Origin of the sequence: Alcanivorax xiamenensis, assembly GCF_009846745.1 — a bacterium.
Classification (GTDB): domain Bacteria; phylum Pseudomonadota; class Gammaproteobacteria; order Pseudomonadales; family Alcanivoracaceae; genus Alloalcanivorax; species Alloalcanivorax xiamenensis.
On the sequence record NZ_AQPF01000004.1, the window covers coordinates 89,388 to 104,183 of the forward strand.

The 14,796-nt window shown below is 61.5% G+C and carries 15 protein-coding genes; 13 read left to right on the forward strand and 2 right to left on the reverse strand.

What is annotated here, in order from left to right; genetic code table 11:
- Positions 1-62: 62 nt before the first annotated feature.
- The 11 genes from cyoA to trpC all read left to right on the forward strand — a co-directional run bounded on the left by cyoA (position 63) and on the right by trpC (position 11,469).
- Positions 63-1,094 (forward strand): ubiquinol oxidase subunit II, encoded by a 1,032-nt coding sequence (gene cyoA / locus A6D6_RS04470; RefSeq protein WP_236563983.1) that lies wholly within the window; start codon positions 63-65, stop codon positions 1,092-1,094.
- 68 nt (positions 1,095-1,162) lie between these two features.
- Complete coding sequence (cyoB, locus tag A6D6_RS04475; protein ID WP_133491955.1) at positions 1,163-3,166, forward strand: cytochrome o ubiquinol oxidase subunit I; 2,004 nt, start codon at positions 1,163-1,165, stop codon at positions 3,164-3,166.
- A complete protein-coding gene (gene cyoC / locus A6D6_RS04480; RefSeq protein WP_159660056.1) occupies positions 3,159-3,788 on the forward strand; it encodes a cytochrome o ubiquinol oxidase subunit III in 630 nt (209 codons plus the stop codon). Before cyoB ends, cyoC begins: the two co-directional genes overlap by 8 nt.
- On the forward strand, positions 3,785-4,171 hold the full coding sequence (gene cyoD / locus A6D6_RS04485; protein WP_133491957.1) for a cytochrome o ubiquinol oxidase subunit IV: 387 nt from the start codon (positions 3,785-3,787) through the stop codon (positions 4,169-4,171). Before cyoC ends, cyoD begins: the two co-directional genes overlap by 4 nt.
- The gene (locus A6D6_RS04490) at positions 4,168-4,923 is read left to right on the forward strand and encodes an SURF1 family protein (protein WP_236563984.1); all 756 of its coding nucleotides are present in this window, start codon (positions 4,168-4,170) and stop codon (positions 4,921-4,923) included. Before cyoD ends, A6D6_RS04490 begins: the two co-directional genes overlap by 4 nt.
- 171 nt (positions 4,924-5,094) lie before the next feature.
- The gene (locus tag A6D6_RS04495) at positions 5,095-6,444 is read left to right on the forward strand and encodes an ATP-binding protein (protein WP_133491958.1); all 1,350 of its coding nucleotides are present in this window, start codon (positions 5,095-5,097) and stop codon (positions 6,442-6,444) included.
- Positions 6,428-6,988 (forward strand): response regulator transcription factor, encoded by a 561-nt coding sequence (locus A6D6_RS04500; RefSeq protein WP_133491959.1) that lies wholly within the window; start codon positions 6,428-6,430, stop codon positions 6,986-6,988. The genes A6D6_RS04495 and A6D6_RS04500 overlap by 17 nt, the downstream gene beginning before the upstream one ends.
- Positions 6,989-7,412: 424 nt before the next feature.
- Entirely contained in the window at positions 7,413-8,903 is a 1,491-nt protein-coding gene (gene trpE, locus A6D6_RS04505; RefSeq protein ID WP_133491960.1) for an anthranilate synthase component I, read from the forward strand.
- Positions 8,903-9,493, forward strand: a complete 591-nt coding sequence (locus tag A6D6_RS04510) for an anthranilate synthase component II (RefSeq protein ID WP_159660057.1) — start codon at positions 8,903-8,905, stop codon at positions 9,491-9,493. The genes trpE and A6D6_RS04510 overlap by 1 nt, the downstream gene beginning before the upstream one ends.
- 2 nt (positions 9,494-9,495) lie before the next feature.
- Entirely contained in the window at positions 9,496-10,539 is a 1,044-nt protein-coding gene (gene trpD / locus A6D6_RS04515; protein WP_133492004.1) for an anthranilate phosphoribosyltransferase, read from the forward strand.
- 135 nt (positions 10,540-10,674) lie between these two features.
- Positions 10,675-11,469: an indole-3-glycerol phosphate synthase TrpC gene (gene trpC / locus A6D6_RS04520; RefSeq protein WP_159660058.1), complete on the forward strand. Its 795-nt coding sequence runs from the start codon at positions 10,675-10,677 to the stop codon at positions 11,467-11,469.
- A 215-nt stretch (positions 11,470-11,684) separates the two neighbouring features.
- Here trpC and crp read toward each other — a convergent pair whose 3' ends face one another.
- A complete protein-coding gene (crp, locus tag A6D6_RS04525) occupies positions 11,685-12,314 on the reverse strand; it encodes a cAMP-activated global transcriptional regulator CRP (RefSeq protein WP_014993366.1) in 630 nt (209 codons plus the stop codon).
- Between the two features lie 271 nt (positions 12,315-12,585).
- On the opposite strand from crp, the gene A6D6_RS04530 reads away from it, so the two are divergent.
- Both A6D6_RS04530 and speD read left to right on the forward strand, forming a co-directional pair.
- Positions 12,586-13,005, forward strand: a complete 420-nt coding sequence (locus A6D6_RS04530) for an OsmC family protein (RefSeq protein ID WP_133491963.1) — start codon at positions 12,586-12,588, stop codon at positions 13,003-13,005.
- Between the two features lie 110 nt (positions 13,006-13,115).
- On the forward strand, positions 13,116-13,952 hold the full coding sequence (gene speD / locus A6D6_RS04535) for an adenosylmethionine decarboxylase (protein WP_133492005.1): 837 nt from the start codon (positions 13,116-13,118) through the stop codon (positions 13,950-13,952).
- Between the two features lie 147 nt (positions 13,953-14,099).
- Here the strand turns inward: speD and coq7 are convergent, their stop codons facing one another.
- Positions 14,100-14,768, reverse strand: a complete 669-nt coding sequence (coq7, locus tag A6D6_RS04540) for a 2-polyprenyl-3-methyl-6-methoxy-1,4-benzoquinone monooxygenase (protein WP_236563985.1) — start codon at positions 14,766-14,768, stop codon at positions 14,100-14,102.
- Positions 14,769-14,796 lie beyond the last annotated feature (28 nt).

The following is a 14,796-nucleotide window of genomic DNA, read 5'->3' on the forward strand; positions in this document are numbered from 1 at the left end:
CTCGATATCGTGACACCATTGGACAAAATGTCCAATTCAACATTCCGGGCTGGAGGCGTACAGTGCGCGGCACCCTGGACTACTTACAATACTCGGCAATGCCAATTCTCAAGCTAGTACGCGGGCTGTCACTGGCCGCCGCCGTCGCTTTGCTGGCGGGGTGTGATGCAGTGGTCATGTCACCATCCGGTGATGTGGCCGCCCAACAACGTGACCTGATCGTCTGGGCCACGGTGTTGATGCTTCTGGTGATCGTGCCCGTCATCATCCTTACTCTGTTGTTCGCCTGGCGCTACCGTTCTTCCAACAAGGAAGCGACCTACAAGCCGGATTGGGACCATTCCACGGTGTTGGAACTGGTGATCTGGGGTGTGCCGCTGTTGATCATCATCGCCCTGGGGGCGATGACCTACGTCAGCACCCACAAATTGGACCCTTACCGTCCATTGGACCGCATCGGACCGGGTCAACCGGTACCGGAGGGCGTGGAGCCGCTGGTGGTGGAAGTGGTCTCCCTGGACTGGAAATGGCTGTTCTTTTACCCGGAGCAGGGCATCGCCACGGTCAATGAACTGGCGGCGCCGGTGGATCGCCCGATCCGCTTCAAGATCACCTCCTCGTCCACCATGAATTCCTTCTTCATCCCGGCCTTGGCCGGACAGATCTACGCCATGGCGGGTATGGAAACCAAGCTGCATGGGGTGATCAACGAAGAGGGGATTTACGACGGTTTCTCCGCCAACTACAGCGGTGCCGGTTTCTCGCACATGCGCTTCAAGTTCCACGGCATGAGCGACGCCGACTTCGGCGAGTGGGTGGCGAAAGTGGCCGCCGAGGGCGATACCCTGGACCGCGACGTTTATCGGGAGCTGGAGAAGCCGAGCGAGCGCGAGCCCGTACACTACTATGCCGATGTGGATCCCACACTCTACGACGCGATTCTGAATCTCTGCGTGGAGCCCGGCACCATGTGTATGAAAGACATGATGATGTTTGGTCATGGCGGTCATGGCGGCGGCAATGTCGGCAAGGACGACGGCCATGAAGGCCATGGTGATCCCGCCGCTGGCCACGGGCACGAACAGCATCAGTGATGGAATGACGCGGTCTTCCATCGTTCCGATACACCTTTCATGAAGCGCCTTGGGCGTCGGTATGCAAAATGTTTGATCAAATCGACCTGACCAAGCTCATTTTCGGTCGCCTCACCTGGGAGGCGATTCCCTATCATGAGCCGATCCTGATCGCCACGTTCGCCGCGGTGATCCTTGGTGGTATCGCGTTGCTGGTGGCTCTGACCTATTTCCGCCTGTGGGGTTACCTGTGGCGGGAATGGTTCACCAGCATTGACCATAAAAAGATCGGCATCATGTACATCATTCTGGCTCTGGTGATGCTGCTGCGCGGCTTCGCCGATGCCATCATGATGCGTATCCAGCAGGCCTGGGCCTTCGGTGACTCCGCCGGCTACCTGCCACCGGATCACTATGATCAGATCTTCACCGCCCACGGCGTGATCATGATCTTCTTCGTCGCCATGCCTCTGGTCACCGGCATCATGAACTACGTGGTGCCGTTGCAGATCGGGGCCCGCGACGTGGCCTTCCCGTTCCTGAATAACTTCTCTTTCTGGATGACCACCTCCGGTGCCGTGCTGGTCATGGTGTCCCTGTTCATCGGTGAATTCGCCAAGACCGGCTGGCTCGCCTATCCCCCACTAGCGGGTATAGACAAGAGTCCCGGAGTCGGGGTGGACTACTACATATGGGCCTTGCAGATTGCGGGTGTCGGTACCCTCCTATCGGGCGTGAACCTGTTGGTGACCATCGTCAAGATGCGGGCGCCGGGTATGACCATGATGAAGATGCCGGTGTTCACCTGGACTGCTCTCTGCACCAACGTGCTCATCGTGGCCGCTTTCCCGGTGCTGACCGCCGTGTTGGCGATGCTGACCCTGGACCGCTATCTCGGTACCAACTTTTTTACCGAAGATCTGGGTGGCAACGCCATGATGTACATCAATCTTATCTGGATTTGGGGTCACCCCGAGGTGTACATCCTGATTCTGCCGGCATTCGGTGTGTTCTCCGAGATCGTGTCCACTTACTCCGGCAAGCGTTTGTTCGGCTATGCCTCCATGGTCTACGCCACCGTGGTGATCACCGTGCTGTCCTACCTGGTATGGCTGCACCACTTCTTCACCATGGGGTCGGGGGCCAGTGTGAACTCGTTCTTCGGCATCACCACGATGATCATCTCGATCCCCACCGGGGCCAAGGTGTTCAACTGGCTGTTCACCATGTATCGCGGCCGTATCCGCTTCGACGTGCCGATGCTGTGGACCGTGGGCTTCATGGTCACCTTCGTCATCGGTGGTATGACCGGGGTGTTGCTGGCGGTGCCGCCGGCGGACTTCGTGCTGCATAACAGCCTGTTCCTGATCGCGCACTTCCATAACGTGATCATCGGTGGGGTACTGTTCGGCATGCTGGCGGCGATTACCTACTGGTTCCCGAAGGCCTTCGGCTTCAAGCTGGATCCGTTCTGGGGCAAGGTCTCGTTCTGGTTCTGGCTGACTGGCTTCTATTTCGCCTTCATGCCGTTGTATGTGCTGGGCCTGATGGGCGTGACCCGTCGCATGAGCCAGTTCGATGATCCGTCCCTGCAGATCTGGTTCCAGGTGGCCGCGTTTGGCGCCGTGCTGATCGCCATCGGCATCGCCGCCTTCCTGATTCAACTGGTGGTGAGCTTCATGCGCCGGGAATCCTTGCGTGATGAGACCGGTGATCCCTGGGATGGCCGTACCCTGGAGTGGTCCACTTCCTCTCCGCCGCCGGCCTACAACTTCGCCTTCACCCCGCGCGTGCACGATCTGGACGCCTGGTGGCAGATGAAACAGCACGGCTACAAACGTCCGGAAAGCGGTTTCCTGCCGATCCACATGCCCAAGAACACCGGGGCCGGGATCATTCTGGCGGGCATCAGCACGGTGCTGGGTTTCGCGTTGATCTGGCATATGTGGCTGCTGGCCGGCGTATCCTTCCTGGGGCTGCTGGTGGTGGCCATCGGTCACACCTTCAACTACAACCGCGACTACCATATTCCGGTGGAAGAGGTAGAGCGCGTGGAAGCGGAACGGACACGGGTACTCGCGAACCATGGTTGACACGACTCAAACTCAACAAGCGCAAGGGCAGCAGCTGCAGTTCCACGAGACCGAGGAGCATCACCCGCAGACGGGCACGATGCTGGGTTTCTGGCTGTATCTGATGAGCGACTGTCTGATCTTCGCTTCTCTGTTCGCCACTTACGGGGTTCTGGGCCGCAGCTACGCCGGCGGCCCCACCGGCGCCGAGCTGTTCGACCTGCCGCTGGTGGCGATGAACACCGCGCTGCTGCTGCTGTCCTCCATCACCTATGGCTTCGCCATGTTGGAGATGCAGAAGAATCGGGTGCGCGGCACCATTGGCTGGCTGCTGATCACCGGCTTGTTCGGGGTCGGCTTCCTGAGCCTGGAGCTGTATGAGTTCGCGCATTTGATTCATGTCGGCGCGGGCCCGCAAACCAGTGCTTTCCTGACCTCGTTCTTCGCTCTGGTGGGGACCCACGGTCTGCACGTGTTCTTCGGCATCGTCTGGCTGGTGACCCTGTGCTTCCAGTTGCGCAAGCACGGTCTGATTCCGGAGAACAAGCGTCGCGTGGCGTGTCTGTCCATGTTCTGGCACTTCCTGGACGTGGTCTGGATCGGCGTGTTCACCTTCGTTTATCTGATGGGAGTGCTGGTATGAGCGAGCATCACGACAACGTTCACGAGCATCATCACGAACATCATGGCGACGAGCTGCCGCACGCCGACTTCAAGAGCTACATGATCGGCTTCATCCTGTCGGTGATCCTCACCGCGATCCCGTTCTGGGTCGTGATGGGGGGCGTGTTCGAGACCTCCAGCACCACCGCCCTGGTGATTCTGGGGTTCGCCGCGGTGCAGATCGTGGTGCATATGATTTACTTCCTGCACATGAACTTCCAATCCGAAGGCGGTTGGAACATGTTGGCGCTGATCTTCACCGCGGTGATGGTGTTCATCACCCTGGCGGGATCGTTGTGGGTGATGTACCACCTTAACGTCAACATGATGCCCGGCCTGATGGAAGCGGTGCACGGACCGTGAACCAAACCCCGCGCCCACGGCCCGCCGTGAGCCGCCTGCACCGGGTGGCGCGGTTGGCGTGGGTGCTGGTGGCGGTGGCCGCGTTCATCGGGCTGGTGTTCCTGGGCAACTGGCAGGTGGAGCGCCGGGCCTGGAAGCTGGATCTGATCGAACGTGTTTCCCACCGCGTGGACGCTCCGGCGGAGCCTGCTCCGGGCCCCGCCGACTGGCCGCGAATCAGCCGCGAAGGGTATGAATATCAGCATGTTCAGCTCAGCGGTACTTTCCTTTCCGATCGTATCTCCCTGGCCCAGGCCAGCACCGAGTTGGGTAGCGGCTACTGGGTGATGGCGCCGCTGAAACGGGACGACGGCACCGTGGTGCTGATCAACCGCGGCTATGTTCCCCAGGAGCAGCGCGACCAGGCCGCCGCCGGCGCCTGGACTCCCGAAGGGGAGGTGCGGGTCAGCGGCCTGCTGCGCCTGAGTGAGCCCGATGGCGGCTTTCTACGGGACAACGTCCCGGCGGAGAACCGCTGGTACTCCCGGGATGTGGCCGCCATCGCCCGAACCCATGATCTGACCCGGGTGGCGCCGTATTTCGTTGATGCCGACGCCGATCCGGAGCGGTCCGAAGGGCCGGTGGGCGGGCTGACCGTAGTCTCTTTTCACAATAATCACCTGGTCTATGCGATCACCTGGTATACCCTTGCCTTGATGGTGGCCGCCGGCGCTGTGTTCGTGCTGCGTGAGGAATTGCGGTCACGGCGCTAGGAGCCTCTGGGAAACGTCCTGTCATCCGGGGCTGCCCCGGGTCTCACTCTTGGGACGCACCAGCTCGTGGAGGAAGATGCCGGATCAAGTCCGGCATGACGTTGCTTGGTAGTCCGGTATGACGTTTTTCAAAGGCCTCCTAAGTCTGAACGGGTTCAGGAGAGGGTGACGATGACAGCCACGAAGGGGGCCGCGCAGGGGGTACAACGCCCCCAGCCGATTCCGGCGCAACGCGAGAGCGACGACGCCACCGGGCGCAAGAACATGCAGCAGTTGATCCAACTGCGCTGGATCGCCGTGCTGGGGCAGATCGGCACCATACTGCTGGTGCGGTTCGGCTTCGGCATTTCGCTGCCGATGGTGTTCATGCTGGCGGTGCTGGCGGGGTTGATCGGCTTCAACCTGCTGAGCATGCTGCGGCTGCGCTGGCTGCGCCGTGATGTCAGTAACGGTGAGCTGTTTCTGGCGCTGCTGGTGGATGTGGCAACGCTGACGATGCAGCTTTACGCCAGTGGTGGCGCCACCAACCCCTTTATTTTCCTGTATCTGCTGCAGGTGGTGCTGGCGGCGGTGTTGCTGGAGGCGTGGTCCACCTGGATCATCCTGCTGGTGACCGCGGGTTGTTTTGTCTGGCTGGAGTTCGCCGGGCTGCCCCTGGTGATGCCGCCGGATTACGAGCGCGGGCCGCTGAGCCTGTATATCCAGGGGATGCTGATCTGTTTTGTCCTGAATGCCGTGCTGCTGGTGATCTTTATCAGCCGTATCACCCGCAACCGGCGCGAGCGGGATGCGCGGCTGGCGGATCTGCGTCAGCGCGCCGCCGAGGGCGAACACATCGTCCGCATGGGGTTACTGGCGTCCGGTGCCGCCCATGAGCTGGGCACGCCGCTGGCGACGCTGTCGGTGATCCTGGGGGACTGGCGCCATATGCCGGTGTTCAAATCCGACCCGGATCTGCTCGACGAGATCACCGAGATGCAGACCCAGGTACTGCGTTGCAAGTCCATCGTCAGTGGTATTTTGCTTTCCGCTGGCGAGGCGCGGGGGGAATCCTCTGAAGAAACCACTGTGCACGCTTTCCTGGATGAACTGGTGGAAGAGTGGCGGGCCACCCGTCCGGTGACTGGATTCGACTATCACAACGCCTTTGGCGAGGATAGGGATATCGTTTCCGATTCGGCCCTCAAGCAGAGCCTGTGCAATGTATTGGATAACGCCCTGGAGGCCTCCCGTGACTGGGTTGGCCTGCAGGTCAGCCGGGACGGTGAATCCCTGATACTGACCGTACTGGACCGCGGGCCGGGTTTCAGCGAGGAGATGCTGGGCCGGATCGGCCGTCCCTATCAATCCACCAAAGGGCGCCCCGGCAGTGGGCTGGGACTGTTCCTGGTGGTCAATGTGGCGCGTACGCTGGGGGGTAACCTCACCGCCCGAAATCGGCCGCACAAAGGCGCTGAAGTAACGCTGACGTTGCCATTATCAGCGATTGCCCTGGAGGAAGAGCATGGTGAACGAGCCTGAACCGCATGAAGACAGCGCGGACACCCTGTTGATTGTCGAGGACGATGCTCCGTTCGCCCGCACCCTGGCCCGCTCGTTCGAGCGCCGCGGGTACGCGGTGATCAGTGCCGATGGCATGGAATCGATGATGACGTTGCTGGAGAGCCACTCACCCCGGTACGCGGTGGTGGATCTCAAGCTGAAAGGGGAAGCCTCCGGGCTATCCTGCGTCCAGGCCTTGCATGCCCACGATGAGGACATGCTGATCGTGGTGCTGACCGGTTATGCCAGTATCGCCACCGCGGTGGAGGCGGTGAAGCTCGGCGCCTGCCATTACCTCGCCAAGCCCTCCAACACCGACGACATCGAAGCCGCGTTTCACCGTGCCGACGGCAGCACCGAGGTGGAAGTAGTGGGCCGCCCGACCTCGATCAAGACCCTGGAGTGGGAGCGCATCCACGAAACCCTGGCGGAAACCGGGTTCAACATTTCCGAAACCGCGCGTCGCCTCGGCATGCATCGCCGCACCCTGGCCCGCAAGCTGGGCAAACAGCAGGTGAAGTGAAGGGCGGGCGCGGGAAGATGAATTCAGAGGTGGCGACAGGGCGGCTGTGGGAGACCCGCTTGCTGGCGAATGCGACCCCCGGCGTTGGCCCATTCGCTTGCAAGCAGGCTTCCCACGGCGGCTTCGTAGTCCCCCATGGGAAGCGGCTTTAGCCCCGAATAGCGTGTTAGCGTGCCGGCGTGTTGCGTGTAAGCGGGCTGCGTGTTGCGCCCCGGCGCGGCACGCCCTAGAATCCGGTCTCAACACAAAAAGTCGAAGGAAAGCCGGTGAACCGCACCGACCTCCACATCAAGTTCCTGCCCCGCTCCGTCGCCGCCTGGCGATGGTGACGCTCTTCGCTTGCCGCTTCCTTTGCCGATAGCGGCACCCCTCGCGTTTTATTTCCGTCTACAATCTGTCGTCTGTATCAAGATCGGGGACCACCATGTCACCACGAAATCTGGATGAGTATGCCCGCCAGGGTTACACCCGCGTACCGGTAGTGCGTGAAGTGCTGGCGGATCTGGACACGCCGCTGTCCGCCTATCGCAAACTGGCCGCCGGGCCTTACAGCTATCTGTTCGAGTCCGTGCAGGGTGGGGAGCGCTGGGGGCGTTACTCCATGATCGGCCTGCCGGCGGCGGAGGTGATCCGTATCCACGGCCGGCGCATTCTGATTACCGACGCCGACGGCGAACGCCAGTTGGACGTGCCGGATCCGATCGCCTGGATCGAGGCCTACCGGCAGGAATACAACACCCCGGAAATTCCCGGTCTGCCCCGTTTCAACGGGGGGCTGGTGGGCTACTTCGGCTACGACAGCGTGCGTTACTTCGAACCGCGTCTGGGGCCGGCGCCGGGGGAAGACGTGCTAGGCGTGCCGGATATCCTGCTGATGCGCTCCGAGGAAGTGGTGGTGTTCGATAACCTGCGCGGCAGCCTGTTCCTGATCGTGCAGGTGGACCCGGCGGACAGCCACGCCGAGGGTCGGGCGTTGCGCCGATTGGATGAGTTGGAGGCGAAGCTGCGGGCGCCGTTGTCCGAGCCCGGCCACCATCGCTATGGCGAACCGGTGGGGGAAGAGGATTTCGTCTCCGAGTTTCCCCGCGACCGGCATGGCCAGGCGGTGGAAACGATTCGTGAATACATCCTGGCGGGAGATGTGATGCAGGTGGTGCCGGCGCAGCGCATGAGCTGTGAATTCCCGGCGCCGGCCATGGATCTTTATCGCGCTTTGCGCTATCTCAACCCTTCCCCCTACATGTTCTATCTGGACCTGGAAGATTTCCATATCGCCGGCTCCTCGCCGGAGATTCTCACCCGGGTCGAGGGCGACACGGTTACCGTGCGGCCCATTGCCGGCACCCGCAAGCGCGGCGCAACACCGGAGCGGGACCGGGAGCTGGAAGAAGAGCTGCTGGCGGACCCGAAGGAACTGGCCGAACACCTGATGCTGATCGATCTGGGCCGCAATGATGTTGGCCGGGTGGCCAGACCGGGGGAAGTGAAGCTGACCGAGAAAATGGCGGTGGAGCGCTATTCCCACGTGATGCATATCGTCTCCAATGTGGAAGGCAAACTGCGTCCGGAACTGGGGCCGCTGGACGTGCTGCGGGCCACTTTCCCCGCCGGCACCCTGAGCGGCGCGCCGAAGATCCGCGCCATGGAAATCATCGACGAGCTGGAGCCCACCAAACGGGGTGTCTACGGCGGCGCGGTGGGCTATATCGGCTTCGATGGCGACATGGACATGGCGATCGCGATCCGCACCGCGGTGGTCAAGGACGGCCGGCTCTATGTGCAGGCCGGCGGCGGCGTGGTGGCCGACTCCCAGCCCGATCTGGAATGGAAAGAGACCATGAACAAGGCCCGCGCCGTATTCCGCGCGGTGAACATGGCCCTGGGCGGGCTGAATCTGGACGAGGGGGAACGCTGATGCGGGTCTTGATGATCGATAACTACGACAGCTTCACCTATAACCTGGTCCAGTATCTGCAGGAACTGGGGGCCGAGGTGTTGGTGCACCGCAACGACCAGATTGATCTGGCCGGCATGGAAGCGCTGGCGGCGGATCGGCTGATGATTTCGCCGGGGCCCTGTTCGCCCAACGAAGCCGGTATTTCCGTGGAGGCGATTCGCCATTTCGCCGGCAAGCTGCCGATTCTCGGCGTCTGTCTGGGACATCAGTCCCTGGGGCAGGCGTTCGGTGGAAAGGTGGTGCGTGCCGGGCAAGTGATGCACGGCAAGACCTCGTCGGTGCACCATACCGGCCAGGGGGTGTTCGCCGGCCTGTCGAGCCCGTTCATCGCCACTCGCTATCATTCCCTGGTGGTGGCCCGGGAGACGCTGCCCGAGTGTTTTGAGATCACCGCCTGGACCGGGAATGAGCAGGGCGAAATGGAAGAGATCATGGGCATGCGGCATAAAGAACTGCCCCTGGAAGGGGTGCAGTTCCATCCAGAGTCGATTCTGACCGAGCATGGCCACGCCATGTTGAAGAACTTTCTCGAGCAGGGGGGGCAATGAGCATGAATATTCAGGACGCGCTGGCGCGGGTGGTGGACCATATTGATCTGTCCACCGAGGAAATGCGCGAAGTGATGCGCCAGATCATGACCGGCGGCGCCACCGACGCTCAGATCGGCGGTTTCCTGGTGGGGCTGCGGATGAAGAGCGAATCCCTGGACGAGATCACCGGTGCCGCCATGGTGATGCGCGAGCTGGTGAAACCGGTGACCATCGAGAACCGCCGCCATCTAGTGGATATCGTCGGTACCGGCGGTGATGGCGCCAATCTGTTCAATGTGTCCTCCGCCAGCGCCTTCGTCGCCGCCGCCGCCGGTTGCCGGGTGGCCAAGCACGGCGGTCGCTCGGTCAGTTCCAAGAGCGGCTCAGCGGATCTGCTGGAGGCCGCCGGCGTCGATCTGGACCTGACGCCGGAGCAGGTGGCCCAGTGCGTTGACGCGGTCGGCGTGGGGTTCATGTTCGCCCCCGGTCATCACAGCGCCATGAAGTACGCCATCGGCCCGCGCAAGGAATTGGGCATGCGCACGCTGTTCAATATTCTCGGCCCGATGACCAATCCCGCCGCCGTCCAACGGCTGGTGGTGGGCGTCTTCTCCGACCGGCTTTGCCGGCCCATGGCCGAAGTGATGGGGCGTCTGGGCGCGGAGCATGTGATGGTGGTGCATGGCCATGATGGCCTGGACGAGATCACTCTGGCGGGCCGCACGCATGTGGCGGAATTCAAGGATGGTGAAGTACGGGAGTTCCAGATCACGCCGGAAGACGTGGGCATTGAGTCCGATTCTCTGGTGGGGCTGAACGTTACCGATCCCAAGGCGTCGCTGGCGCTGATCCGGGATGCGTTCGGCAAACGTACCGGACCGGTGTCGGCCAAGGCCGCGGACATGGTGGCGCTGAACGCCGGCGCGGCGATCTATGTGTCCGGGGTGACCCGCACGCTGGCGGAAGGCGTGCGGATGGCGGATGATTTGATTCATAACGGTGAAGCCGCCGAGCGCATGCGGGAACTGGCCCAGTTTTGCCGCGCCTTGAAAGCGGCGGATTGAACGCCGCGGATTGAACAGGATTTAACGTAAGGCCTTTGAACATCCCCCGCCGGGAGCGTTCTAATGGGAGTGGCTTGACCACCCTCGATAAAGAAAGCGGGCCGGCGCGGCCCGCGCAGACAGCCAGGAGCGGCCATGAGCAACGGCACCATTCTTGATCGCATCATCGAACGTAAAGAGCAGGAGATCGCCGACGGCAAGCGCCGTTACAGCATGGGGGACCTGCGGGCGCTGGCGGAGAACCAGCGGCGGGCGAGAGGGTTCCATCGAAAGCTGTACGATCGCGTGGCCGAGGGCAAGCCGGCGGTAATCGCGGAAATCAAGAAAGCCTCTCCCAGCAAGGGGGTTATTCGTGAGAACTTCGACCCGGTGGATATCGCCCGCCGCTATGAGGAAAACGGCGCCGCCTGTCTGTCCGTGCTCACCGATCAGGAGTTCTTCCAGGGCCATGAGGACTATCTGCGCGCGGCCCGTAACGCGGTGTCGCTGCCGGTGCTGCGCAAGGATTTCATCGTTGACCCCTGGCAGGTGTTCGAAACCCGGGCCATGGGCGCGGACGCTATTCTGCTGATCGTGGCGGCATTATCCGACGCGCAGATGGACGAGCTCTATCACGCCGCTCAGCAAGCCGGCTGCGACGTGCTGGTGGAAGTGCACTCCGGAGAGGAACTGGAGCGGGCCATGAAACTGAACGTGGAAGTGGTGGGTATCAACAACCGTGACCTGCGCACCTTCGAAACCCGCCTGGACACCACCCTGGAACTGGCCCCGCAAGTGCCCGCCGATCACCTGGTGGTCACCGAGAGCGGCATCCACACCCGCGCCGATGCGCGCCTGATGCGCGATAACGGCATCCACGGCTTTCTGGTTGGCGAGGCCTTCATGCGCGAGGAAGACCCCGGCGCGGCGCTGAAAAAGCTGTTTTTCTAGTTAATAGTGAACAGTGAATAGTTAGCAGCGAAAATCAAAAGCCAGTCCATGCGTTTTCTGTGGGAGCGTGCTTGCAAGCGAATGGGGTTGGCTCAAGCGCTTGGCGAGATTCGCTTGCAAGCACGCTCCCACAGCGGCTAAAGATCACCTGTTTTGTTTTTCTGTTTGCTTTTGGCTGTCAACTGCTCACTATCAACTGTCAACTTGGCACGCGCTTAGCGCGTGCCATACACCACCATGGTCTTGCCCTTCACGGACACCAGGCCCTGTTCTTCCAGGTTCTTGAGAACCCGGCCGACCATCTCGCGGGAGCAGCCGACGATGCGGCCGATTTCCTGGCGGGTGACCTTGATCTGCATGCCGTCCGGGTGGGTCATGGCGTCGGGTTGCTTGCACAGATCCAGCAGGGTGCCGGCGACCCGGCCGGTGACGTCCAGAAAGGCCAGATCGCCCACCTTGCGGGTGGTGGCGCGCAGACGGCCAGCCAGTTGCGCCGATACGGCGAACAGAATGTCGGCGTCTTCCCGGGTCAACTGGCGGAATTTGGCGTAGCTCACCTCGGCCACTTCGCACTCGGTCTTCGCTTTTACCCAGGCGGAGCGGGAAGGGTCGCTCTCGAACAGGCCCATTTCACCGAAGAAGTCACCTTCGTTGAGGTACGCCATGATCATCTCGCGACCGTCGTCGTCCTCGATCATCACCGTGACCGAGCCACGGAGAATGTAATAAAGGGCGTCGGATTCATCGCCAGCGTAGATAATGGTGCTCTTCGCCGGATACCGCCGACGGTGGCAGTTGGCCAGAAAGTGGTCCAGATTGGGAATAATCTTGTTGCCGTCGCTCATGGGGTCTCTGCTTAAGCCAGAAGAATGTCTTAGCCGATTAAGCTCAAGGATATTGCCTGTTTTTCACATCGCTGCCAAGGGTGGGAGCCCGCGAGTGCGCAAAGGGGTGACACCGGTCCGCTGTCGGGGGCGTTCGGAGGTGGTCAACGCGGTGGCGAGGAGGCCATGAGCTGGCTCCAAGGGTATGGTCGCGGGGCCGCTCTGTGGTAATCTGCGCGCCCATTTGGGGGCGGGCCTGGTGAGCCGCTCCGGTGCCGAGCAGGAGTAAGTGATGAAAGCCGTGGTTGAATGGCAGGGCGAAGCTTGTTTTCAGGCGGAATCCGGTTCCGGTCACACCATCCTTATGGACGGTCCGCCCGATCATGGCGGCCAGAATCGCGGTCCGCGCCCGATGGAAACCCTGCTGATGAGCGTCGGCGGCTGTTCCGCGTTTGATGTGGTGCATATTCTGCGTAAATCCCGCCAGAATGTGACGGGCTGCCGCTGTGAGCTGAGCGCGGAGCGGGCGGAGGACGAAGTCCCCGCCGTATTCACAAAAATTCATTTGCACTTCGTGGTATCCGGCGAGGATCTCAAGGAGGCGCAGGTGAAGCGGGCGGTGTCATTGTCGGCGGAGAAATACTGCTCCGCGTCGATCATGCTCACCCGTGGTGGTGTGGAGGTCACCCACAGCTATACCATCGAAGCCTGAGCGGATACCCTTCGCCAAGGCGACGAGGCGCCGGAAGGGCCTGGGCCGGCGCCAAATAACCTGCGGATCCCGGTGCGCTCAGGCGTATCCGGGAGTGAGTGAGTAAAACCATGGGCGGTGACGACCGCCAACGGGGAAACGCGGTGGTAAAAGATCCCAATCCCAAGATTTCGGTGCACGGTTTCAACAACCTGACCAAGTCGCTCAGCTTCAATATTTTCGACATCGCCTACGCGAAGACCGAGCAGCATCGCAAGGAGTACATCGAATATATCGATGAGCTCTACAATGCGGAGCGGCTGACTGAAATCCTCACCAACGTGACGCGCATCATCGGCGCCAACGTCCTCAACGTGGCCCGCCAGGACTACGACCCGCAGGGCGCCAGCGTGACCATGCTGATCGCGGAACACGAGACCCCGCCGAGCGGTACTGACTGGGACGAAGAGGCGCCGGGGCCGTTGCCGGACACGGTGGTGGCGCACCTGGACAAGAGCCATGTGACCGTCCACACCTATCCGGAATCCCATCCGGATAACGGCATTTCCACGTTCCGGGTGGATGTGGATGTGTCCACCTGTGGTGTGATCTCGCCGCTGCGGGCGCTGAACTACCTGATTCACAGCTTCGACTCCGATATCGTCACCATCGACTATCGGGTTCGCGGCATGACACGGGATCTGGACGGCACCAAGCACTACATCGATCACGACATCACTTCGATACAGAACTTCCTGGTCGAGGACACCCAGAACGCATACCAGATGATCGACGTCAACGTGTACCAGGAGAACATCTTCCACACCAAGATGCTGCTCAAGGACTTCGACATCGAAAACTACCTGTTCGGTGCCGGTAGCGACGAATTCGACGATGTCGAACTGGCCGAAATCAAGGAACGCCTGCAAACCGAGATGCTGGAGATTTTCTACAGCCGGAACATGTAGAAAAGGCAGTGAAGAGTTAATAGTGAACAGTGAATAGCGCGCGATGAAGTGCGCTAGGTGCTGAAAGCCAAAAGGCCGCGTCCAGGTGTTGGGCGCGGCCTTTTTGCTTTTGATTTTCGCTGTTAACTATTAACTGTTAATTATTCACTAGATCCTGTAGGTGGTGAACGTCATGACCTTGCTCATCAGGGTCATGACGCGGCGGATCGGGGTGGGGAGGGGGGCGCCGCCGGCGTCTTCGGCGGTGACGGCGTGTTTCAACTCGTCTTCGCGCATCTGTTCAAGGATGGCACGGGTGCGGTGATCGGCGGCGGGCAGTTCGGACAGGTGGCGCTCCAGATGGCGCACCACCTGATGTTCGGTTTCCGAGACAAAGCCCAGGCTCCAGCGGTCTCCGGCCAGACCGGCGCCGGCGCCGAGAGTGTAGCTCATGGCGTAGAACAGCGGATTCAGACGGCTGGGCACGCTGCCCAGTTCGCGAATACGGTCCTCGCACCAGGCCAGATGATCTTCCTCCTCCCGGGCGGCTTCCTCCATGGCATGACGCACGTGGGGCAAGGTGGCGGTGCTGGCCTGGCCCTGGTACAGCGCCTGGGCACAGACCTCGCCGGTGTGGTTGATGCGCATCAGACCGGCGATATGGCGCTGCTGCCGGGTGTCCAGGGGGGCGCTCCGGTCCTTGATGGCGGCTTCGTCATCGCTGGATTGGGCGGCGGGCTGCCGGGAGGCCCGGGTGGATCCGGGAGTAAGGGTGCGCAGCGCGTTGTCCACGCGGCTAAGCAATTGGTCCACTGGCGTCAGGTGACGACCCGTCATCACGACTTCTCCACGATGCTCATGGGGC

Bases quoted from the DNA above. Each gene is read 5' to 3' on its own strand.
- A6D6_RS04500 (WP_133491959.1), top strand. From the start codon at position 6,428: ATGGTGAACGAGCCTGAACCGCATGAAGACAGCGCGGACACCCTGTTG.
- cyoB (WP_133491955.1), top strand. From the start codon at position 1,163: ATGTTTGATCAAATCGACCTGACCAAGCTCATTTTCGGTCGCCTCACC.
- trpD (WP_133492004.1), top strand. From the start codon at position 9,496: ATGAATATTCAGGACGCGCTGGCGCGGGTGGTGGACCATATTGATCTG.
- cyoC (WP_159660056.1), top strand. From the start codon at position 3,159: ATGGTTGACACGACTCAAACTCAACAAGCGCAAGGGCAGCAGCTGCAG.
- A6D6_RS04510 (WP_159660057.1), top strand. From the start codon at position 8,903: ATGCGGGTCTTGATGATCGATAACTACGACAGCTTCACCTATAACCTG.
- coq7 (WP_236563985.1), bottom strand. From the start codon at position 14,768: ATGACGGGTCGTCACCTGACGCCAGTGGACCAATTGCTTAGCCGCGTG.
- speD (WP_133492005.1), top strand. From the start codon at position 13,116: ATGGGCGGTGACGACCGCCAACGGGGAAACGCGGTGGTAAAAGATCCC.
- cyoD (WP_133491957.1), top strand. From the start codon at position 3,785: ATGAGCGAGCATCACGACAACGTTCACGAGCATCATCACGAACATCAT.
- A6D6_RS04530 (WP_133491963.1), top strand. From the start codon at position 12,586: ATGAAAGCCGTGGTTGAATGGCAGGGCGAAGCTTGTTTTCAGGCGGAA.
- trpC (WP_159660058.1), top strand. From the start codon at position 10,675: ATGAGCAACGGCACCATTCTTGATCGCATCATCGAACGTAAAGAGCAG.
- trpE (WP_133491960.1), top strand. From the start codon at position 7,413: ATGTCACCACGAAATCTGGATGAGTATGCCCGCCAGGGTTACACCCGC.
- A6D6_RS04495 (WP_133491958.1), top strand. From the start codon at position 5,095: ATGACAGCCACGAAGGGGGCCGCGCAGGGGGTACAACGCCCCCAGCCG.
- crp (WP_014993366.1), bottom strand. From the start codon at position 12,314: ATGAGCGACGGCAACAAGATTATTCCCAATCTGGACCACTTTCTGGCC.